The organism is Cytobacillus firmus DS1 (assembly GCF_000565285.1).
GTDB lineage: Bacteria > Bacillota > Bacilli > Bacillales > Cytobacillaceae > Cytobacillus > Cytobacillus firmus_A.
This window is the reverse complement of the sequence record NZ_APVL01000003.1, coordinates 255,556-277,913: the sequence shown is the minus strand read 5'-3', so window position 1 is coordinate 277,913 and position 22,358 is coordinate 255,556. Positions and strand designations below refer to the sequence as shown.

The window sequence follows — 22,358 nt, the reverse complement described above, 5'->3', positions numbered from 1 at the left end:
AAGCATCTTCCTCGACCGTTAACCTGCCAATTTGCCTGCAGCGGTTTCCTTCCCTTTTGCAAGTTTCCTGTAAATAAGAGCCAGGACCAAGGCTGGTACAGTACAAACCACCATTCCGATAAACGCGTATCGTGGTTCCATTTCATAAAGATACCCGCCGAATATGGTGAAAAGGGCCGTGCTCCAACTGAGGGCGAGTGCTGAGTAGACTCCTTGAGTAATGGGCACCTGTTCGTGAGGAACATATTTAATTAAATATTTCATGAAGGCGTAATGGGCCATGGCAAATGAGAAGGCATGCAATGTCTGGCTAATGCTGAACACAATGACATGCGGGAAAGCAAATACGAGTACCCAGCGTGCAGTGGAGCCCAATGCTGCCAATGCCAGTAATGAACCGATTGAAAACTTCCGGAAAGTCCGGTCCGCGATGAAAAAGAAAAGAATTTCTGCAATCACGCCTATATTAATAATGGCGCCGATTAAAAATTTTGGTGCCTGAATTTCCTGTAAGTAAATATAACCATAATTGTAATAGGAAGCATGCGCTGCCTGCAGCAGAATCACAATGATAAGCACAAGACCGAAGTGTCTGATGCTGAATAATTTCCTTATGGCTCCTTTGGTCTGGCCGGGTTTCGGCTTTTCAGATAGTACTGCAGGTGTATTCATGAAACCGAGACAAAGAACTACAAGCATGCCGAGTAATAACGCCCAGAAAATGGCCTCATCTCCGAACCCTCCTGTAAAGAAGGTCAGAATCATACCGGACACAACGAATCCGATTGATCCCCAGGAGCGGCTTTTTCCATAATCCTTTAATTGTTTGTTCTGGACAAGAATGCCCGCAGCACTATCCAGTGCAGGCATCAGTGCCGGATAAAAGAAATGCAATAGCAGCGTTACCAGCAGCAGGCTGGCAAAAGAGTCGGCCGGAATATAGCAGAGAATGGCGATCAGGGTACCGGCTGACATCCCGTTCAGCAGGGTTCTGCTGCTGAATTTTCCCGATAAATAGGGAAAAGCAAAAAGTGTGGCAAGCCCCCGTATCGCCAGGCCCAAGCTCATGATCAAACTTGCCTGTGAAACCGTCATTCCTTTTATATGGATCATCCACCCTGTCCAATAAGGCAGGAAAATGCCCCAGGTCATAAAAAAACTGAAAAACTGCCTGCTCATCCAGCTTTGTGTCTTCATTAAAATCCCTCCGATATTTGCATGATATCAGGAAGCTTCATACAATAATATGAGATATCTCATATTTTGGGGTGGATGATGGAAACTTACAAAGGGAAAAAAAGACAGCATTACCTGGAGAAGCACTCTATATCCCATTTATTTTCTTTTCCGATTGAGGAGTTTGTGGAAGTACGCGAATATAAGCGGGATGAATGGATTATACGCGAGGGCATGAGGCCGGATTATTTATATTATGTCATCGAGGGAAAAGCCAAGATTTACGTGACATATCAAAATGGGAAGGTATCTTTGATTAATTTTATCAATGCCCATGATTATATCGGGGAAATGGAGCTTTTGCATGAAGTGTACTATACAAAGGGGATTCAGGCCTCAGCGAAGACAGTCTGTTTTGCGGTTCCCTTGCACCATTATCGCAAAAAGCTGCTTGAAGACACCACCTTCCTCCGCGAGCTCACCAAGTTTCTAAGCGTGAAAGCAACCAAGATGGCTGAAAAGTACTCACAGGGCCTATCCTTTCCGCTTGAAAACCGGCTGGCCGATTTCATCCTGCAAACCGCTGATGGGGATATGTATAAAGAGAAACATGTAACTGTCTGTGACTTTTTAGGAGTGTCCTACCGTCATCTCCTGCATGTTCTTGTGCAATTTTGCGAAAAAGGCTATTTGCATAAGGAAGGACGCCATTACCATATTCGGCAGACAGACGAACTGCACAGGCTTGCAGATGTGCTGAAAAATGGGCTGGAGCCGGGCAGCTGAAATCGAATAGGAAACCATTCTGGTTTTGTGGCTTCCAACTTTTCGCGAGGTTTGTTGCACTTTGTGTATTATTACTGAGTTGATTGTAGCGGAAGGTGCGAGACTCCTGCGGGAGTAGCGGGACAGGTGAGACCCCGCAGACGCGAAGCGTTGAGGAGGCTCACCGCCTGCCCCGCGGAAAGTGAGCATCCTGGAGCGGAAATCAACGGACTACATTGAGAGGCGGAAAATGACAATATATACAAAGGGATTTTTGAGAAAAAAGGTAAGCGGTTCCATTCACTGAAATTACCAGCTTCTCAAGCATTCAGGCATACCGGGAAAAAGGTTTTTTTTATTGTGCCATATCCATTGCCAATTCATCCTTTCGGGCTTATAGTGAATACGAAGGATAAGCCATTACAAAACCTATATATATCTGAAAGGTTTATATAAAGGAGAAGAAGTCAATGTTAGCAGCAAAGAACAGCTACAGAATCGAAAAAGATTTTTTAGGCTCTAAGGAAGTTCCGGCAGATGCTTATTATGGCGTTCAGACGCTTCGTGCGGTTGAGAACTTTCCGATTACAGGCTACCGGATCCATCCGGAGTTAATCAAGGCAATGGCCATCGTGAAAAAGGCAGCGGCCATGGCGAATATGGAAGTTAAGCGTCTGTACTCAGGCATTGGAGACCCGATCATACAGGCTGCCGATGAAATGATTGAAGGACTTTGGCATGATCAGGTGATTGTGGATCCAATCCAGGGCGGTGCCGGAACGTCCATTAATATGAATATTAATGAAATCCTTGCGAACCGTGCGATTGAAATCATGGGCCATGAAAAGGGCGATTATTCTCATTGCAGCCCTAATACCCATGTGAATATGTCGCAGTCGACGAATGATGCTTTCCCGACAGCTATGCACATCTCAGTGTTAAATCTGCTGGATCAATTAATCCTGACAATGGAAAATATGCACTCTGTTTTCCTTGAAAAATCAAAGGAATTCAGCCATGTGATTAAAATGGGACGGACTCATCTGCAGGATGCTGTTCCAATCAGGCTTGGCCAGGAATTTGAAGCCTACAGCCGCGTTATTGCACGCGACATCAAGCGCATTCAGCAATCCAAACAGCACTTATATGAATTGAACATGGGGGCAACCGCAGTCGGTACAGGGCTGAATGCCATCCCGAAATACATTGACTTAGTTGTGAAGCATATTGCCGACATCAGCGGCCTGCCATTTAAAGGGGCAGAACATCTTGTAGATGCAACACAAAATACGGATTCTTACACCGAGGTTTCCGGAGCACTGAAAATCTGCATGATCAATATGTCCAAAATCGCAAATGACCTTCGTTTAATGGCGTCTGGTCCAAGAGCGGGTCTTGGCGAAATCTCACTGCCGGCAAGACAGCCGGGCTCATCCATTATGCCTGGTAAAGTAAACCCTGTTCTTCCGGAGCTGATCAATCAGGTCGCCTTCCAGGTTATCGGGAACGATAACACGATCTCCCTTGCTTCAGAAGCCGGACAGCTGGAACTGAACGTCATGGAGCCAGTCCTGATCTTTAACCTTCTGCAGTCGATCAGCATTATGAACAATGCGTTCAATACGTTTACAGAGCATTGTGTAAAAGGAATCGAAGCCAATGAAGAAAGAATGAAGGACTATGTTGAAAAGAGTGTCGGCATCATTACGGCCGTCAACCCTCACCTCGGCTATGAAGTCGTATCCAGAATCGCCAGAGAAGCGATTTTAACAGGCCGTTCCATCAGGGAACTGTGCCTGAAATATGATGTTCTGACAGAAGAAGAACTCGATTTAATCCTCGATCCATATGAAATGACGGATCCTGGCATTGCAGGCGCTGCACTGCTTGAAAGAGATTAAGGTAAACAAAAAACGCTTGTCCCCGCAATAGGGGGCAAGCGTTTTTGCTATCTATTCATTCCAATTAGTGTGGAAAGTCCCTTCCATATCTGTCCGCTCATACGTATGGGCACCGAAGTAATCACGCTGGGCCTGCAGCAGGCTGGCATTTGATCTTCCATTCCGGTAGCTGTCGTAATAGGAAAGAGAAGAGCTTAGGCATGGCAATGCGATGCCGGATTGAATGCCTTCGCAGACAATTTTGCGCAAGCCTGTCTGGTAGTCCCTGATTCTTTCCGCAAAGTAAGGGGAGACAAGGAGGTTAGCCAGGTTTGGCTGCTCCTGATAGGCTTCACTGATGACATTCAAGAATTCCGCGCGAATGATGCAGCCGTCGCGGAAAATCAGCGCAATATCTTTTAAAGGCAGATTCCAGTCATTTTGCTCGGATGACATTTTGTATTGTGTAAATCCTTGTGCATAGGCACACACTTTTCCCATATATAAAGCCTGTCTGATATATTCAATCCAGACGTCTTTTTCAAGGGTTATCTCTTCCTTCTCAGGACCTGTTAAAAGTGTTTCTGCCGCCACACGCTCATCCTTCAAAGCAGAAATATAGCGTGCGAATAAAGATTCTGTAATGATTGAGGTTGGGATTCCGTTATCGATCGCTTGCAGGCTGGTCCATTTTCCGGTTCCTTTTTGCCCGGCTTTATCAAGGATGACATCGATTTGCGGCAGCCCTGTGCGCTCGTCTTTTTTCCTTAAAATAGCTGCTGTGATCTCGATTAAATAGCTCTTCAGCTCGCCTTTATTCCATGTTTCAAAGATATCTGCAATTTCCTCAACAGATAATCCCAGCTTTTCTCTTAAGAATATATAAGCCTCAGCAATCAGCTGCATATCTGCATACTCGATTCCGTTATGTACCATTTTGACAAAGTGGCCTGCTCCTTTAGGTCCGATGTAGACACAGCAAGGCATACCGTCAACCTTTGCAGCGATCTTCGTAAGAATCGGAGCCGCTTTTTCATAGACATCCTGATCACCGCCAGGCATGATGGAAGGTCCTGTTAAAGCACCCACTTCACCGCCTGAAATACCGATACCCAAGTAGCCAATTCCTTTTGCTTTCAAATCATCATATCTTTTTTCCGTATCTTTGTAATGGGAGTTGCCGCCGTCCATGATAACGTCGCCTTCTTCAAGGAAGGGGATTAAGCTTGCGATAACAGAATCAATGGCTTTCCCGGCTGTCACCATTAAAAAGATTTTTCTCGGTGTTTCCAAAGACTGGACAAAATCCTCTACTTCGTAATAAGGGCTTATCGTTTGACCTTCCACCTTTTGTACAAGCTGATCGGTCAAATCCCTTGTGTAATTATATACAGCTACCTTCTCGCCGTTATTGGCCATATTTAAAGCGATATTGCTCCCCATTACTCCGAGACCAATAACACCAATTGTATTTAACATAGTTCCTGCTCCTTCATTCAGATTAATAGGCAATGAACCCCTCTTATAAAGTAGGGTTTCATTGCCTTAAAGTGTTTATACAAATAAGCTTAACAATAAAATAAATCCTAATCCAGCAACAGATATTATTGTTTCAAGCAAAGTCCATGTTGCAAACGTTTCCTTCATGCTCAAACCGAAGTATTCTTTGAACATCCAGAAGCCGGCATCATTGACGTGAGAAGCGATTAAGCTTCCCGCACCTGTTGCAAGCACCACTAAGGCAAGATTTGCATCCGTTTGGCCCAGCAGCGGAATGACTAATCCAGCAGTCGTTAATGCGGCCACTGTGGCAGATCCTAATGAAATCCTCAGGATTGCCGCGATAATCCATGCCAGTAAAATTGGAGACAGGCTTGTTCCTTTGAAAAGCTCGGCCACATAGTCACCAACACCGCCATCAATTAATACCTGTTTGAAGGCGCCGCCTCCGCCGATAATCAAGAGCATCATCCCGATATGGCTGATGGCAGTTGTGCAGGAATCCATTACATTTTTGATTGGAATTTTCCTTGCCAGTCCCATGGTATAGATGGCAACCAATAAGGAGATCAGCATCGAAGTGCCGGCATCGCCAATAAAACGGATAGCAGCCAGAAGGCTATTATCTTCAAATCCCATTGTTTTTTGAAGCAATGTAATAATCGTTGCGATTGACATTAAAATAACAGGTAGCAAAGCCGTAAATACACTGATTCCAAAGCCTGGTGTGTCTTCAAGCTTAAAGGTTTTCTGCTCGCCCAGAGAAGCGATGTTTCCGCTTTTTGTGAATGAATCCGGAACGAGCTTTTTAGCTATTTTTGTAAATACCGGTCCAGCTAAAATAACGGTTGGAATCGCAATGATAAAACCATAAAGCAATACTTCACCAATATTTGCACCGTATTCGCCGGCAATAACCGTTGGACCCGGGTGAGGCGGAAGGAATCCGTGTGTGACAGATAAAGCGGCTGTCATCGGAATACCAAGATACAAAATAGAAATCTTTAATTCTCTTGAAATAGCAAATACGATCGGAATTAATAAAACAAGTCCCACTTCAAAGAATAAGGCAACACCGATAATGAATGATGCAGCCACTACTGCCCACTGAATATTCTTTTCCCCGAATTTATTGACAAGAGTCATGGCAATTCGCTGGGCTCCGCCAGAGTCGGCGATCAGCTTGCCCAGCATGGCACCAAGTCCGAAGATGAGCGCCAGGTGGCCAAGTGTTCCGCCTAATCCGGCTTCAATGGTTTTGACAATCTGGTCGAGCGGCATTCCGAGTGCCAGCGCAACACCAAAAGAAACGATAATTAATGAAATGAAGGTATTTAATTTTAAGCCCATTATCAGAATTAATAAGGCAACGATTCCAATTGCTACTATTATGAGCGGCATTGTCTTTCCTCCTAGTTATGTTGGATTAATTTTCTTTGATAGTTTGCGATCGAAGAATATTCATCTTCCAGAGCTCTTGATAATTGGATGAAGATCGGCAGCAGCTGTCTGTATTCTCTTGCAGCTTCTTCCTTCGGTGTATGCTTGTAGGTATCGCCCACCATTTCCGAAACGGCTTCAAAGGAATCGATTTTCCCCGTGGCGTATAATCCTAAAATACAGGCACCGAGACATGAACTTTCATAGCTTTCAGGTATGACTACTTCCGATTCAAAAATATCGGACATCATTTGCCGCCAAACTTCAGATCTGGCAAAGCCTCCTGTTGCCTGAATCCGGGTTACCGGGCCGTCCATGCATTCCACTAATGCCAGATACACGGTGTACAGATTATAAATGACGCCTTCAAGCGCTGCCCGGATCATATGCTCCTTCTTATGGGACATCGTTAAGCCGAAGAAAGATCCGCGCACGTCCGGGTTCCATAAAGGAGCGCGTTCACCTGCGAGATATGGATGGAACAGAAGGCCATCAGCACCTGGCCTTACACGTTCGGCGATTTTGGTTAAAACTTCGTACGGATCAATGCCTAGTCTCTTGGCCGTTTCGATTTCGGATGAGGCGAATTCATCCCGGATCCAGCGGAGGACCATTCCTCCATTGTTAACCGGTCCGCCAATCACCCAATGATTTTCTGTTAAGGTGTAACAGAAAATTCTCCCTTTTTCATCGGTCTGGGGCTTATCAATAATGGTCCGTATCGCACCGCTTGTCCCGATGGTGATGGCAATTTCTCCTTTTCTGATTGCATTCACACCAAGGTTCGAAAGCACTCCATCACTTGCACCGATCACAAAAGGTGTCTTAGGATCGATCCCCATTTGTTTGGCTAAAATAGGATGGCAGTTTTGGAACATTTTTGTCGTAGGAACGAGATTGGATAGCTGTGAGCGGGTGATGCCCGCAATCGCCAATGCTTCTTCATCCCAGTCCAATGTCTTGAGATTCATCATGCCCATGCAGGAGGCAAGTGAATAATCGACAGCATATTCATCAAAAAGCTTTTTGAAAATATATTCTTTAATGCCAATATATTTTTTGGTCCTGCTGGCGATCTCCGGACGCTCCTTCACAAGCCAGGTGATTTTGCTTAATGGGGACATCGGATGAATCGGTGTTCCAGTCCGTTTATAGACCTCATGTCCATTCCATTCTTTCTTAATTTTGCGTGCCCATGCTTCGCTTCGGTTATCGGCCCACGTAATAACGGGCGTAAGCGGCAGGTCATTCTCGTCCATCGCGATCACACTGTGCATCGCACTGCTGAAGGACACGAAGGACAGCTTTTTATCATGATGGTTTTTCATAATATTCGCTATTGTCTGGACTACAGCAGAAAAAATCTCCTCCGGATCCTGTTCTGCTGTGGAGATATCAGGAGTGTACAGCGGGTAACCAATGTTCTCCTGCTGAATCACATCCCCTTTTTCACTGAATAACACGGCTTTTGTACTGGTGGTTCCAATATCAATCCCTAACATATAGCTAGTCATCTTGTTGTTTAACCCCTTTTGACAGCATTTGCTGTGACCTCCATAAATCGTCCACTTTCCCTTGAACATCATCAAAATTTTCGTGTAGCGACTGAATCATAAGGTCTCTGTCTTTTGTTTTAATTGCATCAATATATAGTTCATGATTTTTCACAATTCGATCAAGGTCTTCATAATTTTCCTTAAAGCGCACGCGCATGGATAAAAGAATGAAGCCTTCCATCACAGGCTTTAAATTATTCCAGATCAGCTGGATATAAGAATGGCCAATAGATCCGATGATAATTTCGTGGAACAGAATGTCCTGATACGCAAACTCATCAGCATCCCGATACTTTACAGCCACTTTCATCATTTCCAGCACCTTGCTGAGTTCCATGGCCAATTCATTTGTGTTCATGCTGATAAGACGTTCAAACACGAATGTCTCAATCATCAGACGAACATCGTAAATTTCTTCTATTTCTTTTTCTGTTAACCCGGCAACAACCGCACCCGTTCTTTCCAGCCGGATGATATTTTCAGCTGCCAGTGTCCTTAAAGCTTCACGAATCGGCGAACGGCTCACTGCAAAATCAGCGGCCAACTTATTTTCAGAAAGCGTGGTACCGCTTTCAATCAAGCCTGCAATAATGCGCATTCTAAGCTCATATGCGACACGGTCGCCAGCGGAAGCCTTAGAAAGCCATTTTTGTGGATATAGAAATTCAGCAGAATCGTTCATGACATCACCTTTGTAAAATGACATTTTGAGTATACGTGTATACTTGTATACAAGTATTATAATCCAAATAAAATAAAATGCAAACGCTTTATTTTTAGTTTTATTGGATTTATTGTTTAATATTGGGTTGGTTAGTTGGGGGTGGGGGAATTTCTCGATGCTGGTTCGGCTTCGGACACAGAAAGGTAGAAACGAGGATCCAGAGTCAGAACCCGGTCCAACTTCGGACACAGAAAGAAGAAATCCGGCACCCAGAGTCAGAACCCGGCCCAGCTGCCGGACATAAGAACCCGAACCCACCTCACCTCCTCCAATCAGCAATCCTCACTCATAATAGGTATTACTTGTGCTGCCGCGCACCGTATAGTTTTTCTTGAGTACCCTGGAGAAAGTTCGTTTGCTTATATTGGCATTACACCATTCATAGATGCTTTGGGTTGTCAGCTTTCGTTCGGGAAAGAGGAGCTTGAACTCTTTTATATTCCGCAAAATGCCCATTTCAATTCTTTCATGCCTGCCGCATTTTTCGCATACGAGGTCCTTGTGTATAGGCTTAAGAAGAGAGTGACAGTCCTTGCAAAACATCCCTTTTTTCAGCTGGTCAAAGTGATAGTCGGGCAAAAGAGTGTAGGGATTTTTGGTTTGGTGGAGTGAAAGTAATTGCTGGGCCAGTTTTCTGTGGCCCTCATTTAATTTGGACGGGGTATGATTCAAGTCTTTCAGGAGGCGGTTTATTTGGGTTGGCAGGATAATGGGCTGGTCCATGGGAGCTTGGTATAAGGTGAATTCAGGGTTGATAAAAATAACGGAGGATTCAACGGGAATGTTTTGCTTGAGGTCCCAGCTGGAGGGGGATTAATGCAGCTACAGCGGTTATCGCTGCGGTCGGCATCCTGCTGGCGATGGCGTTCTGCAGGCCGTGGGGTGATCACCTGCCCGCCCGGGTGGCGGCCCTGCCGGTGTGGGTACCGGTCTTCTAGTTCCCCTGCTGCTGCTGTTTTCGTCCCCAAAACCCCGCCCTCTTTCTAATTTGTCTAAAATAGTATATAATTATCAGATAATGCTAGCTATCTTACCCTATCAATCATTATAATAGAATAGAATGTGTATTTTGTGTGACGGAAAAGGTGCGTCCTTGGGTGATGCCTTTCTAGTGGGGATGCCTGAGCAAAGCGCCTGCAGTTTTTGGCAAATTTCTGGGATAAGGAAGGGTTTAAAATGAGCAGCGTACAGAACAAAACAGACGTTATCTTAATTGGTGCCGGAATCATGAGCGCGACTTTGGGTTCTTTACTGAAAGAGTTAGCACCAGAATGGGAAATCAAAGTGTTTGAAAAGCTCGCCAGCGCAGGAGAAGAAAGCTCTAACGAATGGAATAATGCAGGGACGGGACATGCTGCATTGTGCGAGCTTAACTATACATCCGAAAAATCCGATGGATCAATAGATATCGCTAAAGCGATTAATGTAAATGAACAATTTCAGCTTTCCAGACAGTTTTGGTCTTATCTTGTAGAAAACAACCTGATTACCAATCCGCAGGACTTTATTATGCCAATCCCTCATATGAGCTTTGTTCAGGGGGAAGAAAATGTATCGTTTTTGAAAAAACGTTTGGAAGCGCTGTCAGCTAATCCGCTGTTTGAGGGCATGGAATTTTCCGATGATCCTGAGAAACTGAAGGAATGGATTCCGGTAATGATGGAGGGCCGTAAATCGGATGAGCCGATTGCAGCCACAAAAATCGACTCTGGAACGGATGTCAACTTCGGTGCGTTGACACGCATGCTGTTTGACCATTTAAAGAGCAAAAATGTCGATGTTCACTACCAGCACAGCGTTGAGGATTTGAAGCGTGCCGGCGATGGATCATGGAATGTAAAAGTGCGGAATATGGCAAGCGGCACAACCGAAAACCATCAGGCAAAATTTGTCTTTATCGGCGGCGGCGGCGGAAGCCTGCATCTGCTGCAGAAGACGGGCATCCCTGAATCGAAGCATATTGGCGGATTCCCGGTAAGCGGGCTGTTCCTTGTCTGCAACGATCCGGAAATCGTCGGGAAGCACCATGCGAAGGTGTACGGAAAAGCCAAAGTAGGTGCTCCTCCAATGTCTGTGCCGCACCTGGATACCAGATTTATTGACAACAAGAAATCCCTGCTGTTCGGCCCGTTTGCCGGCTTTTCGCCGAAGTTCCTGAAAACAGGCTCCAATATGGACCTGATCAAGTCCGTTAAGCCGAACAATGTCATCACTATGCTTGCTGCAGGTGCAAAGGAAATGGCACTGACGAAGTATCTGATTCAGCAGGTTATGCTGTCCCATGAACAGCGCGTTGAAGAACTGCGTGAGTTCATTCCAAACGCTAAGAGTGAAGACTGGAGTGTCGTAGTGGCCGGCCAGCGTGTGCAGGTCATCAAGGATACACCTGCCGGAAAAGGAACCCTGCAATTCGGTACAGAAGTAGTCAGTGCATCTGACGGCTCGGTTGCTGCCCTGCTCGGGGCTTCACCGGGTGCTTCAACAGCCGTTAATGTCATGCTTGAAGTATTGCAGAAGTGCTTCCCTGAAAAAATGGACGAATGGCATTTTAAAATTAAGAAAATGATTCCGTCTTACGGTATGTCACTATCTGAAAATCCTGAGCTGTTCCGTGAGATTCACGAATCTACAGCACAGGTGCTTGGTCTCAGCGAAAAGGAAAAAAAGCAGGAGCTTGCTTATAATTGATTATAATAGGAACCCTCGGGCCGAATTCGGTTTGGGGGTTCTTTTTTGTAAAAACAATTAGGAAACCGCTTCCAATGCTGGCATTAGATTAATTTTACATCTGACAGAAATTGTATTGACTATATAGATGATAATGATTATCATTATTGACAGTAGTAATAGATTGATATTTTTGGAGGCTTACATATGAATAGGTTTATAAAAGTAACAGGCATATTGATGCTGTCAGGCAGCATTTTAGCTGGCTGCGGTGAGGATGTTTCACATGAAACACAAGAAAAAGAAGCGAGTGCCGGGACAGAAGTAAGCAATACAGAAAAGGAAGTTAGTGCATATAAACAGTTTGCCATAGAGCAGCTGGATGAATTCGTGAAGGCCACTGAAGGATTTACAGAAGCAGTGAAGGCCGGAGACGCAGAAAAGGCAAAGGAGCTATATGCACCAGCACGGATGTATTTCGAACGTTCAGAGCCGATTGCCGAGAGCTTTGGTGACCTGGATCCGCGAATTGATGCCCGTCTGGCTGATATCCAGGCAGAAGGACAGGGAGAAGAAGAATGGTCCGGCTATCATAAAATTGAGTACGGACTATGGGAAGAAGGCACAACAAAGGGCTATGAAGAGACAGCTGATCAGCTGCTGAAGGATGTAAAAGAACTGCGCGCGAAGGTGGAAACAGTTGAAGTGACTCCTGATTTAATGATTACAGGAGCAGTGGATCTTTTAAACGAAGTATCCACATCCAAAATTACAGGTGAAGAAGAAATTTACTCTCATACTGACTTGTATGACTTTAAAGCCAATGTGGAAGGCGCAGAGAAAATCTTTGAAATCTTCAAAGAGAAGCTGACGGAAAAAGACGCCGGACTTGTAAAGCAGCTGGATGAAAACTTTACAGTATTGGATGAGCTGCTCGCTAAATACGAGGATGGAAACGGCGGATATGTATCATACGAAAAACTGACACAGGAAGATACAAAGGCATTGTCAGCTGCAGTTGACAATCTTGGAGAACCTTTAAGTCAAATGGCCATAGTTGTGGAGTGATCAATATGAATACGAAAAAGGAAAAATCTTTTTTTGAAAAAGGGTTTTCCCGCCGTGAGATGCTGAAAACAGCCGTGATCGGGAGCGCAGGCATGATTCTGGGGGCTACAGGATTCTCAGGGATCTTAACCGCCTTTGGAGAAACTCCATTTGTTGATGATAACCAGGAATCCAGGAACAAAGTGAATTTCTACGGCAAACATCAATCAGGGATCCTGACGAAAAATCCTGAACATGCTTACTTTGTGTCCTTGAATTGTACGGCCAAATCGAAAGCTGAATTAAAAGGAATGTTCCAGCTTTGGACCCGTTATAGTGTACAGCTCATGAATGGGCAGCTGGTTGAACCCGGTTCAGCGAACAAGCTGCTGCCCGCTCCGGATACAGGAGAGGCTGTCGGGCTTGATGCCTCACATTTGACCTTAACCTTTGGCGTTGGCCCAAGTTTGTTTGAGAAAAAGGAGCTTGGTCTGGAACATATGAAGCCGGAGGATCTAAAGGATTTGCCGCATTTTCCAAAAGATCAGCTGGATCCAAGGTATGTCGGCGGAGATATCTGCATTCAGGCATGTGCCGATGATCCGCAGGTTGCTTTCCATGCGGTGCGGAATTTAATCCGTGCGGCGAGGGGACTTGTGACGATGAGATGGTCACAGACCGGCTTCAACTCTTATGGAATAAAAGACAAAGAAAAAATGACGCCCCGAAACCTGTTTGCCTTTAAAGACGGCACAGGCAACCCTAATGTGGATGATCCCAAAGAGATGGATGAGGTTGTATGGGTGCAGCCGGGTGAATCAAAGAGCTGGATGACCGGAGGATCTTATTTGGCTTTCAGACGCATTCAAATGCACCTTGAAACCTGGGACCGGACCGCTTTGCGCGAACAGGAAGCGACCTTTGGGCGGCATCGCGATACAGGGGCGCCTATTGGGAAGAGCGATGAGTTTTCTGATATGGAAATCGAGCGGAAAGAGAATGGAAAGTCAGTCGTTCCTGAAAATTCGCATGTATTTTTGGCAAGACAGGTGAAAGACCGCATGCTGAGGCGTTCTTTTTCCTACTCGGATGGAATTAACGCTGACACTGGCTCTTTTGATGCCGGATTGCTGTTTATCTCGTTCCAGAAGAACCCGCAGCAATTCATCAATATTCAGAACAGTTTTGGACGTGTGGATAAGTTAAATGAATATATTACCCATCGCGGCAGTGCGCTATTTGCTTGCTTTCCTGGTGTGAAAAAAGGAAGCTATCTTGGCGCCGGGCTGTTTGATTAGGGAGATGCTGAAATGAAGAAACTGGTTTTTCTGGGATTATGCTTATTTATGTTTTTCCAGCCAATCGCTGACGCCGAAGAGGATTACAGCGACCTGTTTATTTTAGTCGGAGATGCCATTATGAAAGTGAAGGCTGATGACTGGGAATCAGCTGGAAAGCTTGCTGCAGAGCTGGATCAGTCCTGGCAGCAAGCGGAGATAACGGACAGCAGGGAAGCAAAAAAAGTCAGCCGGACGATTTCAGCGTTAACGGAAGCTCTTGAAGGGCATGAGAAAGAGGAGACACTGCAGGCACTGTCGAACGTATCCCACGCTCTGGTTGATTTTGAAAAAAAACAAAATCCCGTAGACAAAGAGAAGCAGCGGGAAGAAGTGAAAAATGCCTTTAACCCCATTTTAAAGGACTTATCTGCAGCCATAACGGAAGAAAATGCAGAGGAAGCAAGCAATCAATATAAGAACCTTTTAGCGATGTGGAACCGCAAGGAAAAAATTGTCCGTGACCAAAGCATTCCTCATTACGGGAAAATCGAAACACAAATGGGCTTTTTGCGGATCGCTTTAACACAGGATGAGAAGGATTTTGCCGAAATGAAGGGCATCAGTGATTCCCTATCCGCTGCTTTCGGCGAGTTTGTCTCCGGAAAAGAAGTCAAAGCTGAGAAAAACAATTATTCCCTGCAGACGCTGGCTGGTATCCTGGAAGAAGTTTCACAGGCAGTTGAAAGCGGACGAACAGACGAAGCTGTTGCCGGCCTGGAGCAGTTTCTGACAGTCTGGCCATCAGTAGAAGGCGATGTGCGGACAAGGAATGGATCCTTATATACTACGCTTGAAAGTGAAATTCCGGTTCTTGCCGGAAAACTGTCTTCCTCAGGGGCGGATCTGGATGCCATTCAAAAGAAGGTCCTGGAGCATAAGCAGTCAATCGAACTGCTTCAGGAAAAACAAAATTATACATTCTGGGATGCAGCTTTAATCATGCTCCGCGAAGGAATGGAGGCCTTGCTTATTGTATCGGCGCTGATCGCCTTTTTAAATAAAGCGAATGCCCGTGATCAGCAAAGGTGGATTTGGGCTGGTGCGGCAGGCGGAATCATCATGAGCAGCGCTGCTGCCGTTTTCATCAGCCAGGTATTTTCCTCTGCCACAGCGGGAGCAAACCGGGAAGTAATTGAAGGTGTAACAGGTATCATTGCCGTGGTTATGATGATTGGTGTCGGCATCTGGCTTCACCAGAAATCAAATATGAAAGCATGGAACCAGTACATCGAAAAGCAGCTTGGGTCTGCTTTATCGAAGGGAAGCATTATTTCCATGTCTCTCATCAGCTTCCTGTCCATTTTTAGAGAAGGGGCAGAGACCATCATCTTTTATGCCGGAATGGCCCCTTCGATCAGCACTGGAAACCTGCTGGCAGGGATTGGCGCAGCCGTTGTGATTTTGAGCTTATTTGCCTTCTTATTTATCCGCTACAGCAAAAGAATCGCGTTTGGCATTTATTTCAAGATAGCAACGGCTCTGATTTACTTCCTGGCCTTTAAGATCCTGGGGGTAAGCATCCATGCACTGCAGATCACTAATAAGCTCGAAACCACCCAGATCAGCAGCCTGCCGATCATCAACTGGATGGGTTTTTATCCGACCTGGGAATCTCTCATACCGCAGCTCGTGCTGATTCTCATCTTTGTTATTACGAGTGTCATCCTTAACAGACAGAACAATAAACCGGATATGAAGGGAAGCTTTTCGAAAGCATAACAACCCTTTACCCCCAGTCTCAATGGCTGGGGGTTTTTTCTGTAAAAGCACGTATATGGCTCCTGCAACCCCTGCGTGCGACACCCTGCAACCATTCCTATCTTTACTTTTGATCCATAAAATTACCATAATGAGATGATCGATTTAGAGAAAGGTGACTGCGAATATGATTTTTGCCGAAAAGCTTAAGAAGGAGAGAAAAGAGAGAGGATGGTCACAGGAGGAACTCGCTGAAAAGCTGTATGTGAGCCGCCAGTCTGTTTCTAAATGGGAAAACGGCCAGAACTATCCCAGCATTGAAATCATTATTAAACTGAGTGATCTGTTTGGGGTTACGATTGATGAATTATTAAGGAGTGATGGGGAATTGACAGAGAAAGTGATAAAGGACAGCAGGCAATTGGCTTATCCTAGAATGAAAGTGTTCTTTGAAATTTTATTTTTAATCGGGCTGGCTATGCTGCTCATTAAACTGGGCATTTTAGGAATTAATAAATTTACAGATATGGAAATCCCTCTTCGCGGATCATTTTTCTGGAATTTTGGTCCGCTGGTATTAATGGTTGGCGGGGGAATTGTCTCTGATGCGTTAAAAAAGAAATATAAAAAGGAGTAACGCAATCCTGCATTTCTGTGCATGGATTGTCGGGTTCACACCAGCAGCTCCTGCTATTATTTAGATACAAGGAGGTCATCGATATGGATTTGCTGCAAAATATGAATCGGGCGATGAAATATATTGAAGAGCATTTAGCGGAAGAGGTTGATTTCAAAGAAGTTGCTAAACGTTCTTATTGCTCGGAGTACCATTTTAAACGAATGTTTTCCTTTCTGGCCGGGGTATCGCTTTCCGAGTACATCCGCAGAAGACGGCTGACATTGGCCGCCTTTGATCTGAGGGACCAGAGTGCTAAGGTCATTGAGGTAGCCATGAAATATGGGTACAGCTCGCCTGATTCGTTTGCGAGGGCGTTCCAGCAGCTTCATGGCATCACTCCATCAGAAGCAAGGAGCAATGGCCACGCCCTTAAGGCTTATCCGCCGATGACCTTCCATTTATCTATTAAGGGAGGAACTGAAATGAACTATCGAATTGAGGAAAAAGAGGCGTTTCGAATTGTGGGCTTAAAGAAGCGGGTGCCGATTATTTTTAACGGAGTGAATCCGGAAATTGCCGCCATGTGGAAGAGCCTGGATGAAGAAAAGATTTTGAAGCTCAAGAGTTTAGCGGACACAGAGCCATTCGGCCTGATCAGTGCTTCAGCCAATTTTTCTGAAGGAAGAATGGAAGAAAAGGGTGAGCTTGACCACTATATCGGAGCTGCCACTACAAAGGAATGCCCTGATGGGATGGCCTCTCTTGAAATCCCGGCATCTTCATGGGCAGTATTTGAAGCAGTGGGGCCGTTCCCGGAAACGCTTCAGAATGTATGGGGAAGGATTTACTCAGAATGGTTCCCTTCCTCTTCCTATCAGCAAATAGAAGGGCCGGAAATTCTCTGGAATGAAAGCAAAGATACGGCTTCACCAGCATTCCGAAGTGAAATCTGGATTCCGGTTGCAAAAAAATAGGACTCCATAGTCATAGCTATTGGAGTCCCGTCTACTAATCCCTCAGCCGATCCGGCAACCCCTGGATTGAGGACACAACCACATCCAGCTTGGCTTCGATCCGGTTCAGCAGGAAAAGCGTGACCACAATAGGGAAGCCGAGTTCGCTGATCAGGGTGACCATCTGTTCCATCGTACATGCTCCTTTCTTTTAATCTATAAAAGGCCGGGTTCTAAAGAATCCGGCCTCTTTTCCTTACATTAATTCATAATCTGTAACATTACGCTCTACTAATCTGGCTCCTTTAGCAGCAACAAGTTCACCGCCATTGCCGTCAAATGCGTTGGCCGCAATGATCTGGTCCATCACTGCCTTCACAGCTGCCGGATCAATCGGCTCCTTGGGGCTGTCGACCGACAATTTGGCTTCTTTGCCTAATTCTGTTGCAAATGTCATTTCAAGTGTCTTCGCCATTATCTTCACCTCCTGCTTCAGTTATTTTCGTGAAAATTAACCTAAGATATCGAAGCTGTCATTTCTGTTCATTTCAGCTAATGGATAGCTGCTTAGGCCGGCGATCGCCTGTCCAACTGTGAAAAGCTGGTCTGCTGTGGCGGATTGCTTAACGCCGCTGTAGGTTTTTGATTTGTGAACCGGCTTGCCCTGCCCGTTAAGGCCTGTTTCAAAGACCAGGCGAAGTTTGGAATCGGTGATAATTGCTTGTGCCATCTCAAACACCTCCTTTCACCCTTTATATACGTTTTGGCGGGGTAAAAGGACAGGGTGAATTTTCAAATTCACCATTTATTTTTTATAAAAGAAATTTAGCGGGAAGTCATTATCTTCTGCCGGAAACCCAATTTCATGCAATTCTTCAAAGTATTTTTCTTCGAATTTCTTATTCAGAATTCCATAGAAATAAGCGACTGGCTTAGAAATGGCGCGGGTTTTCATTTTCCTGATCAGCTGCTTAAAGGAATGGATGGCTGTTTCTGAAATAGTGTTCAACTCACAATTATTTTTAAAGGCTGCAATGGCTGCCATTCTCCAAAACTCCTCAATCTGCCTGGCTTCCGGAAAAAAGTATTTTACTGTGCTGATAAATGATTGTGGTACATGGTCACTTGTAAAAGTATGATCGAGGAAGGTTTCGTTACGTTTAGTACTCTTTTGATTTTTAATAGTTTTAGAAAGATTGATAGTTTTATTAGGGTGGTCCAATTTATCCTTCTTAGGTGGGTCATTCTTGGGAAAACGATTAAAAACATATAAGTTGCTGGCTTGTGAACCGTTTTTCCTTTCTGTTTCATGAACGGTAAAAATACCAAGGTTTGCTGCCTTGGCAATCATTCTTTTAAAAGTGGAGCGGGAAATGCCATTGCCGTTATATTCTTCGTGGATGGCTTTTAGCACCGTCCCGATTTTGGCATTGGATACCCCGGGAATTTTCGCAGCAAAGCGAACCAGCCTCTTTAAACCAGCCAGCTCACCCTTGGAAAACTTGTCTTTATGCAATGACAGCCACATTTCCAAATGGGCATTAAATTCCTGAAGATCTTTAAACTGAGAAAACGATTCAAACTGGTCCACACTGCCTGATTTCAAATTCATTAAACTGCACCACCCTTTCACCTTCTATATACAGATGAAGGGGTCAGAAGGACAGGGTTGTTTTGGGAGAGATGTGACAGAATAGTGAAGAAGCTTATGCCTATCTCTCCGCAGCCTGCGGCAGCTGTTCAAGCCAATTTTCTTTTATAGCGATGAGCAGGCCTTTTCCATAATAAAGTGACATGTTTTTGCTGATGCCAAGCAGTTTAATGATCATATCGGATCTTAGGCTGGAGGTCATGGCTTGGCTGATCATGGTAAAGCAGAAGATCCCGATACAGGTGTTCACAATTGTTGCTCCTAAAAGTAGAATTAATACAATTAGAGGCGGATTCGCCCGGACGCTGCTGTCATAATTTTGGATCGGCCGGGAAAGCTAAGGGAAAAAGGAGGCTAAAAATTATGAAAAAACGATGGATGATCTTCTTCTTGTCCCTTTCCTTCCTCACCCTAACAGGCTGCGGGAACGATGAAAAACCAGAGGAAGACGAACAGGTGGAAGACGTAGAAGAAGAGGATGAAATCGGTGATGGAGAAATTGATGATGAGTAATTAGGCTGCTGGAGTTTGGAAAGAGGGTCTTCGGAGGAAGACGCAGGAGGCGCTTGGGACCTGAGCCCGGAGAAGGTTCAGACTCAGAATGTGGGAAAACGCGAGTCAGAGTCAGAACTTCGGACACAGAAAGCGAGAGAGCGCGAGTTAGAGTCGGAAGCCGGTCCAGCTTCGGACACAGAAAGCGTGAAACCGCCAGTTTACAGTCCGAACCTACCTATATCCAAAACCAGCCAGAGCCCCAATCACCAGCCGATTGGGGCTATTTCTTTTGCTCCTCCGAAATAACTGAATGCTCTCTTATGTTGATGATAAACACAAAACAATAATCTTATAAGGTGTGGTCTGGGCAGGTATGCTTTTGGTCGACGGACCATAGGTCACAACCAGGTCTCTGTTCGCGGGGCTGCCGGTAAAGGCCTGCCCATTGGTCAGCACCATCCGGGTATACGGCGATACGTTTAATTGCAGCTGTCCATCGCTGCTGATTAGCTGGCTATTAAAATAGTCCGTTTTCACATTTTGCTGAGAAGTATGTTTTACCACCACCAGCGCCCGGTACTGAGGAGGATATATCAGCGGAACAGGGGCATTGCCGTCATAATATCCTGTAATGATGTCCCCGGCTGACAGCATGGTCTGGTCTAAAACGTAGGTGGAAGGGGATACGATGAAATTGACCGTACCTCCCATCCCATTATCAGCAGAAATCAACTTAAGACAGCCTTCCCCGTTAAAATCTGAGATTTGCACAATAGTTCCCGTGAAATATTGAAAATTGGTCATGTTCTTCCTCCGTTCTTTAAAAATAAAGCCTCGGATTTAACCAATATATTAAAACAGCACACTTTACGTTCCTTTGTAAATTTACAAAACATTACTCTTCACCCAATCTTTACATACAATTCACATTCGCTCTGTATAATTTCCTTATAGGTCATTAGTATGATAATGTGGGGGTTTTACATAAAATGAAGAAGCAGCTGGACAACTTTGCGGCAGCCTTCAGCCATAAGCTGAACCTGGGTACAAGATTATTGGCACTGTTTTTTACCCTGCTGCTGCTATCGATAGCGGCAGTCGGAGTTAGTTCCTATCTTAAAACAAAAGACATGGCAATCAAAACCATTGAGGATAGATTGGCAAGAGAAGCGGAATTGATGGGATACATAGCGGAAAACTTAAAGTTTGTGTATGTCAGTGATGATGCGTACTTTAAGCAGCAGCTCGAGGCCAGTGTCCGTTCTCAGCAGAAAAAGCTGCAGACGGATGGGATTGACTCTGATTTTTTCTATCTAGCAGATAACAGGATGAAGCCTTTTAAGGTCAGCAGCAAGACAGATGCCGCTTTTTCCAGGGATATGATCAATAAGATCAGCGCAATGAAAAATGGCGTCATACATATTGAGATGAACGGGACCGATTATACAGCAGCCTTTCAGGAGATGAAGGAAATTAATGGAATATATGTAGTCCTCATCCCGGCAAAAGCGTATATGTCTGATGTGCATGAAATCGGGTATTTTATGATTGCAGCGATTGTGGTCAGTTTATCGGCTGCATCGGTGATTATCAGCCTTTTTGTCAGAAACATAACGAAGCCTTTGAACCTGTTAAGAAACACCATGCGGGAGGTCCGGGAAGGAAACCTGCAAAACCCGCTTGAGATTCATACAGCAATTCCCGAAATTGTTTCTCTTCAGAAAAGTTATAACAGCATGATTGAGCAAATGAGGAGCCTGCTGCGGGAGCTGACCGGCACAACGAGGGAGCTGGAGAGTACAGGAAATGAGCTGAAAGGGTCATCCCTCAGCGCTCTTGAAAGCGGACAGCAGCTCGTATCAGCCATACACCTTGTGAAAATGGGGGCAGAGCAAACAGCAGCAAGTTCTGAAAATAGTGCGGCCAGTTTTAAAGAAATGAAAGATAAGTTCGAAGACATGTTTCTGCATATGGAAAGTGTAAATCGCAGCTCGGAGGTTATGAATGATTCTGCCTGGCGCGGCGGGAACAGTATCAATGATCTGATTGCTGCCATCCATTCCTTTGGGTCAAAGTTTGAAAAATTGACCCTGACAATAAAAGAGGTAAAAGACCATTCCTTATCAATCACAAATCTTGTCGGAATGGTAAAAGGGATTGCTGAACAAACAAGGCTATTATCATTAAATGCTTCCATTGAAGCTGCCCGTGCAGGAGAGGCAGGGAGTGGCTTTGCAGTGGTAGCAGGAGAAGTCCGTAAACTGGCGGAGCAATCTGCAGGTACTGCAGAAAATATCACTGAGGGAATAAGAAATATGGAGAATATCACTCTAAGGGCTTCAGAGGAATTTGACCAGCTCCATACCGAAATAAAAGGCAATCTTGAGATGGCGGGCCAATCCAAACTATCATTGGACGAGCTGATGAATGAAATTTCTAATGTAAGCGGAAAGCTTCAAACTATGCAAACAGAGCTGAAAGGTCTGGAAAAAACACTGCCTCAGCTTGAACAGGGAGCCGAACAGTTCTCCTCTGTTTCACAGGAAACATTGGCAAGTGCAGAAGAAATGCTTGCAGCCAGCGTAATTCAAACAGGACAAATGGAGAAAACAGATAAAATTGGGATGAAACTCAACTCTCTGGCAAGGTCATTGTCTGAAATGACTAGCCATTATAGGGCATAGGAATTAGAAAAGCATAAGGGTAGGCTCGCTGAATCCAAAAGCTGCCCTGGCAGGTGGAAGAAGCCTATTAAAAATTGAACCAGGCATTGGCTGCCTGGTTCACACATTCATTATAAGCAATTCAATTCATAGCAGATCAGTGGAAAAGCACTGCCAGTCCTGT

At 45.0% G+C, this 22,358-nt stretch carries 21 protein-coding genes; 10 read left to right on the top strand and 11 right to left on the bottom strand.

Features of this window, described 5'->3' with window-relative positions; translation table 11 throughout:
• Nucleotides 1-18 precede the first annotated feature (18 nt).
• The gene (locus tag PBF_RS05785) at nucleotides 19-1,197 is read right to left on the bottom strand and encodes an MFS transporter (RefSeq protein ID WP_035328216.1); all 1,179 of its coding nucleotides are present in this window, start codon (nucleotides 1,195-1,197) and stop codon (nucleotides 19-21) included.
• Between the two features lie 78 nt (nucleotides 1,198-1,275).
• Here PBF_RS05785 and yeiL point away from each other — a divergent pair, with 78 nt between their 5' ends.
• Both yeiL and aspA read left to right on the top strand, forming a co-directional pair.
• Nucleotides 1,276-1,962 (top strand): transcriptional regulator YeiL, encoded by a 687-nt coding sequence (gene yeiL, locus PBF_RS05780; protein WP_035328214.1) that lies wholly within the window; start codon nucleotides 1,276-1,278, stop codon nucleotides 1,960-1,962.
• 449 nt (nucleotides 1,963-2,411) lie between these two features.
• Nucleotides 2,412-3,842, top strand: a complete 1,431-nt coding sequence (gene aspA, locus PBF_RS05775; protein WP_035328212.1) for an aspartate ammonia-lyase — start codon at nucleotides 2,412-2,414, stop codon at nucleotides 3,840-3,842.
• Between the two features lie 51 nt (nucleotides 3,843-3,893).
• Here the strand turns inward: aspA and gnd are convergent, their stop codons facing one another.
• The 4 genes from gnd to PBF_RS05755 all read right to left on the bottom strand — a co-directional run bounded on the left by gnd (nucleotide 3,894) and on the right by PBF_RS05755 (nucleotide 8,999).
• Nucleotides 3,894-5,300 carry a decarboxylating NADP(+)-dependent phosphogluconate dehydrogenase gene (gene gnd / locus PBF_RS05770; protein WP_035328402.1) on the bottom strand — a complete coding sequence of 469 codons (1,407 nt, stop codon included), beginning with the start codon at nucleotides 5,298-5,300 and terminating at the stop codon, nucleotides 3,894-3,896.
• Between the two features lie 75 nt (nucleotides 5,301-5,375).
• Nucleotides 5,376-6,722: a GntP family permease gene (locus tag PBF_RS05765; RefSeq protein ID WP_035328210.1), complete on the bottom strand. Its 1,347-nt coding sequence runs from the start codon at nucleotides 6,720-6,722 to the stop codon at nucleotides 5,376-5,378.
• Nucleotides 6,723-6,733: 11 nt separating this feature from the next.
• A complete protein-coding gene (gene gntK, locus PBF_RS05760; protein ID WP_035328208.1) occupies nucleotides 6,734-8,275 on the bottom strand; it encodes a gluconokinase in 1,542 nt (513 codons plus the stop codon).
• Nucleotides 8,268-8,999: a GntR family transcriptional regulator gene (locus PBF_RS05755; protein ID WP_035328400.1), complete on the bottom strand. Its 732-nt coding sequence runs from the start codon at nucleotides 8,997-8,999 to the stop codon at nucleotides 8,268-8,270. The genes gntK and PBF_RS05755 overlap by 8 nt, the downstream gene beginning before the upstream one ends.
• A 1,218-nt stretch (nucleotides 9,000-10,217) precedes the next feature.
• Here PBF_RS05755 and PBF_RS05745 point away from each other — a divergent pair.
• The 6 genes from PBF_RS05745 (at nucleotide 10,218) to PBF_RS05720 (ending at nucleotide 17,386) form a co-directional block, all read left to right on the top strand.
• On the top strand, nucleotides 10,218-11,729 hold the full coding sequence (locus PBF_RS05745) for a malate:quinone oxidoreductase (protein ID WP_035328200.1): 1,512 nt from the start codon (nucleotides 10,218-10,220) through the stop codon (nucleotides 11,727-11,729).
• A gap of 186 nt (nucleotides 11,730-11,915) precedes the next feature.
• The gene (efeO, locus tag PBF_RS05740; RefSeq protein ID WP_051488816.1) at nucleotides 11,916-12,776 is read left to right on the top strand and encodes an iron uptake system protein EfeO; all 861 of its coding nucleotides are present in this window, start codon (nucleotides 11,916-11,918) and stop codon (nucleotides 12,774-12,776) included.
• Between the two features lie 5 nt (nucleotides 12,777-12,781).
• The gene (gene efeB / locus PBF_RS05735; protein WP_035328199.1) at nucleotides 12,782-14,053 is read left to right on the top strand and encodes an iron uptake transporter deferrochelatase/peroxidase subunit; all 1,272 of its coding nucleotides are present in this window, start codon (nucleotides 12,782-12,784) and stop codon (nucleotides 14,051-14,053) included.
• A 12-nt stretch (nucleotides 14,054-14,065) separates the two neighbouring features.
• Nucleotides 14,066-15,814, top strand: a complete 1,749-nt coding sequence (locus tag PBF_RS05730) for an FTR1 family iron permease (protein ID WP_035328198.1) — start codon at nucleotides 14,066-14,068, stop codon at nucleotides 15,812-15,814.
• A 166-nt stretch (nucleotides 15,815-15,980) separates the two neighbouring features.
• Nucleotides 15,981-16,430, top strand: a complete 450-nt coding sequence (locus tag PBF_RS05725) for a helix-turn-helix domain-containing protein (RefSeq protein ID WP_035328196.1) — start codon at nucleotides 15,981-15,983, stop codon at nucleotides 16,428-16,430.
• An 83-nt stretch (nucleotides 16,431-16,513) separates the two neighbouring features.
• Nucleotides 16,514-17,386 (top strand): AraC family transcriptional regulator, encoded by an 873-nt coding sequence (locus PBF_RS05720; protein ID WP_035328194.1) that lies wholly within the window; start codon nucleotides 16,514-16,516, stop codon nucleotides 17,384-17,386.
• A 34-nt stretch (nucleotides 17,387-17,420) separates the two neighbouring features.
• On the opposite strand, the gene PBF_RS05715 is transcribed toward PBF_RS05720, so the two are convergent.
• From PBF_RS05715 to PBF_RS05695, 5 genes are all read right to left on the bottom strand, one after another.
• Nucleotides 17,421-17,558, bottom strand: a complete 138-nt coding sequence (locus PBF_RS05715) for a YvrJ family protein (protein ID WP_035328192.1) — start codon at nucleotides 17,556-17,558, stop codon at nucleotides 17,421-17,423.
• 63 nt (nucleotides 17,559-17,621) lie between these two features.
• Nucleotides 17,622-17,840, bottom strand: coding sequence for a DUF2922 domain-containing protein (locus PBF_RS05710; RefSeq protein WP_035328190.1), 219 nt, complete (start codon nucleotides 17,838-17,840; stop codon nucleotides 17,622-17,624).
• Nucleotides 17,841-17,876: 36 nt separating this feature from the next.
• Nucleotides 17,877-18,095, bottom strand: coding sequence for a DUF1659 domain-containing protein (locus PBF_RS05705; protein WP_035328187.1), 219 nt, complete (start codon nucleotides 18,093-18,095; stop codon nucleotides 17,877-17,879).
• 75 nt (nucleotides 18,096-18,170) lie between these two features.
• On the bottom strand, nucleotides 18,171-18,977 hold the full coding sequence (locus tag PBF_RS05700; RefSeq protein WP_035328185.1) for a hypothetical protein: 807 nt from the start codon (nucleotides 18,975-18,977) through the stop codon (nucleotides 18,171-18,173).
• 100 nt (nucleotides 18,978-19,077) lie between these two features.
• A complete protein-coding gene (locus PBF_RS05695; protein WP_035328183.1) occupies nucleotides 19,078-19,266 on the bottom strand; it encodes a hypothetical protein in 189 nt (62 codons plus the stop codon).
• A gap of 113 nt (nucleotides 19,267-19,379) precedes the next feature.
• On the opposite strand from PBF_RS05695, the gene PBF_RS26405 reads away from it, so the two are divergent.
• Nucleotides 19,380-19,529 carry a hypothetical protein gene (locus PBF_RS26405; RefSeq protein ID WP_200870018.1) on the top strand — a complete coding sequence of 50 codons (150 nt, stop codon included), beginning with the start codon at nucleotides 19,380-19,382 and terminating at the stop codon, nucleotides 19,527-19,529.
• 300 nt (nucleotides 19,530-19,829) lie between these two features.
• Here PBF_RS26405 and PBF_RS05685 read toward each other — a convergent pair whose 3' ends face one another.
• The gene (locus PBF_RS05685; RefSeq protein WP_035328179.1) at nucleotides 19,830-20,315 is read right to left on the bottom strand and encodes a hypothetical protein; all 486 of its coding nucleotides are present in this window, start codon (nucleotides 20,313-20,315) and stop codon (nucleotides 19,830-19,832) included.
• A 185-nt stretch (nucleotides 20,316-20,500) separates the two neighbouring features.
• Here PBF_RS05685 and PBF_RS05680 point away from each other — a divergent pair, with 185 nt between their 5' ends.
• A complete protein-coding gene (locus PBF_RS05680) occupies nucleotides 20,501-22,195 on the top strand; it encodes a methyl-accepting chemotaxis protein (RefSeq protein WP_035328177.1) in 1,695 nt (564 codons plus the stop codon).
• Nucleotides 22,196-22,358 lie beyond the last annotated feature (163 nt).

What these genes read in the sequence shown, in the direction of transcription:
- PBF_RS05785 (WP_035328216.1), bottom strand. Translation starts at nt 1,197, where the DNA reads ATGAAGACACAAAGCTGGATGAGCAGGCAGTTTTTCAGTTTTTTTATG.
- yeiL (WP_035328214.1), top strand. Translation starts at nt 1,276, where the DNA reads ATGGAAACTTACAAAGGGAAAAAAAGACAGCATTACCTGGAGAAGCAC.
- aspA (WP_035328212.1), top strand. Translation starts at nt 2,412, where the DNA reads ATGTTAGCAGCAAAGAACAGCTACAGAATCGAAAAAGATTTTTTAGGC.
- gnd (WP_035328402.1), bottom strand. Translation starts at nt 5,300, where the DNA reads ATGTTAAATACAATTGGTGTTATTGGTCTCGGAGTAATGGGGAGCAAT.
- PBF_RS05765 (WP_035328210.1), bottom strand. Translation starts at nt 6,722, where the DNA reads ATGCCGCTCATAATAGTAGCAATTGGAATCGTTGCCTTATTAATTCTG.
- gntK (WP_035328208.1), bottom strand. Translation starts at nt 8,275, where the DNA reads ATGACTAGCTATATGTTAGGGATTGATATTGGAACCACCAGTACAAAA.
- PBF_RS05755 (WP_035328400.1), bottom strand. Translation starts at nt 8,999, where the DNA reads ATGAACGATTCTGCTGAATTTCTATATCCACAAAAATGGCTTTCTAAG.
- PBF_RS05745 (WP_035328200.1), top strand. Translation starts at nt 10,218, where the DNA reads ATGAGCAGCGTACAGAACAAAACAGACGTTATCTTAATTGGTGCCGGA.
- efeO (WP_051488816.1), top strand. Translation starts at nt 11,916, where the DNA reads ATGAATAGGTTTATAAAAGTAACAGGCATATTGATGCTGTCAGGCAGC.
- efeB (WP_035328199.1), top strand. Translation starts at nt 12,782, where the DNA reads ATGAATACGAAAAAGGAAAAATCTTTTTTTGAAAAAGGGTTTTCCCGC.
- PBF_RS05730 (WP_035328198.1), top strand. Translation starts at nt 14,066, where the DNA reads ATGAAGAAACTGGTTTTTCTGGGATTATGCTTATTTATGTTTTTCCAG.
- PBF_RS05725 (WP_035328196.1), top strand. Translation starts at nt 15,981, where the DNA reads ATGATTTTTGCCGAAAAGCTTAAGAAGGAGAGAAAAGAGAGAGGATGG.
- PBF_RS05720 (WP_035328194.1), top strand. Translation starts at nt 16,514, where the DNA reads ATGGATTTGCTGCAAAATATGAATCGGGCGATGAAATATATTGAAGAG.
- PBF_RS05715 (WP_035328192.1), bottom strand. Translation starts at nt 17,558, where the DNA reads ATGGAACAGATGGTCACCCTGATCAGCGAACTCGGCTTCCCTATTGTG.
- PBF_RS05710 (WP_035328190.1), bottom strand. Translation starts at nt 17,840, where the DNA reads ATGGCGAAGACACTTGAAATGACATTTGCAACAGAATTAGGCAAAGAA.
- PBF_RS05705 (WP_035328187.1), bottom strand. Translation starts at nt 18,095, where the DNA reads ATGGCACAAGCAATTATCACCGATTCCAAACTTCGCCTGGTCTTTGAA.
- PBF_RS05700 (WP_035328185.1), bottom strand. Translation starts at nt 18,977, where the DNA reads ATGAATTTGAAATCAGGCAGTGTGGACCAGTTTGAATCGTTTTCTCAG.
- PBF_RS26405 (WP_200870018.1), top strand. Translation starts at nt 19,380, where the DNA reads ATGAAAAAACGATGGATGATCTTCTTCTTGTCCCTTTCCTTCCTCACC.
- PBF_RS05685 (WP_035328179.1), bottom strand. Translation starts at nt 20,315, where the DNA reads ATGACCAATTTTCAATATTTCACGGGAACTATTGTGCAAATCTCAGAT.
- PBF_RS05680 (WP_035328177.1), top strand. Translation starts at nt 20,501, where the DNA reads ATGAAGAAGCAGCTGGACAACTTTGCGGCAGCCTTCAGCCATAAGCTG.